At 66.4% G+C, this 1,191-nt stretch carries 1 pseudogene; it reads right to left on the bottom strand.

What is annotated here, in order from left to right:
• Nucleotides 1-1,086 (bottom strand): annotated as a pseudogene (locus tag ACIQMR_RS38400) (IS630 family transposase); the annotation flags it as partial.
• Between the last annotated feature and the right edge of the window lie 105 nt (nucleotides 1,087-1,191).

Raw genomic sequence — 1,191 nt, 5'->3', positions numbered from 1 at the left:
TAGTGACCTGGTTCGGGGATCCTGTCGCAGTAGCGGCAGATGCGGTCGAGGATCTGGTCGGCGGTCCTGGTCCACTTGAAGGGTCTGGCGTCCTCGTTCCAGACCTTGATCCAGTCTTCGAGGGCGGTCTTGAGGTCGTCCAGCGAGCAGAACACTCCGCGTTCCAGGCAGCGTCGTTCGAGTTCGGCGAACCACCGCTCGACCTGGTTGATCCACGACGAGTACGTGGGGGTGAAGTGAAGCGCGAAGCGCGGATGCGCGAGCAGCCATTTGTGCACCACGGGTGCCTTGTGGGCGGAGAGGTTGTCGCAGATCACGTGGACCGCCAGACTCGCGTCGGTCTGGCGGTCGATCTCGTCGAGGAAGTCGCGGAAGTCCACGGCCCGGTGCTGTGCGGACAGCTTGGTGATCACCCTGCCCGTCACGGTGTTCAGCGCGGCGAACAGGTCGACGGTGCCGTGCCGGACGTAGTCGAAGCTTCTGCGCTCGGGCACTCCCGGGATCATCGGCAGCACCGGCGCGGTCCGCTCCAGAGCCTGGATCTGCGGCTTCTCGTCCACCGCGAACACCACCGCGTTCGCCGGGGGAGCCAGATACAGACCGACCACATCGCGGATCTTGTCGGTCAGAAACGGGTCCGGGGAGATCTTGAACGTCTCGGTCCGCCACGGCTGCAGCCCGAAGGCGTGCCAGATCCTCAGCACACTCGCGGGCGAGATGCCCACGACCCTTGGCCAGCTCCCGCTTCGACCAGTGCGTCCCGCCAGGCGGAGTCTCCTCCAGGGTGCGGACCACCACCTCTTCCACCTGGGCGTCGGTGATGGTCCGCGGCACCCCGGGACGCGGCTCGTCCGCCAGGCCGTCCAGACGGCCCCGCAGGAACCGCGTCCGCCATCGGGCCACCGTCTTGCGCTCTGTGTTCAACCGCGCGGCCACCATGGTGTTGTTCCACCCGCGCGCACACGCCAGCACGATCTGCGCCCGCTGGGCCAAGCCCTGCGCAGTCGAACGCCGTCCGGCCCAGCTCTCCAGCGTCAGCCGCTCAGCCTCTGACAGCACAACTGGCGGCAGCCTGTTATCGCCCATCCCGTCAGGACACCGGACCCAAACCAGCCCCGTCAGGCAGAACCCAAGATCTGAAACAGAGCACGACTCACGGGGCGAACCCAGAACTCAAAACCAGGTCACTAG

This window comes from Streptomyces sp. NPDC091376 (assembly GCF_044757085.1).
In the GTDB taxonomy this organism is placed as follows: domain Bacteria; phylum Actinomycetota; class Actinomycetes; order Streptomycetales; family Streptomycetaceae; genus Streptomyces; species Streptomyces pratisoli.
The sequence above is the reverse complement of the archived record's forward strand: the minus strand, read 5'-3'. Positions and strand labels throughout refer to the sequence as shown.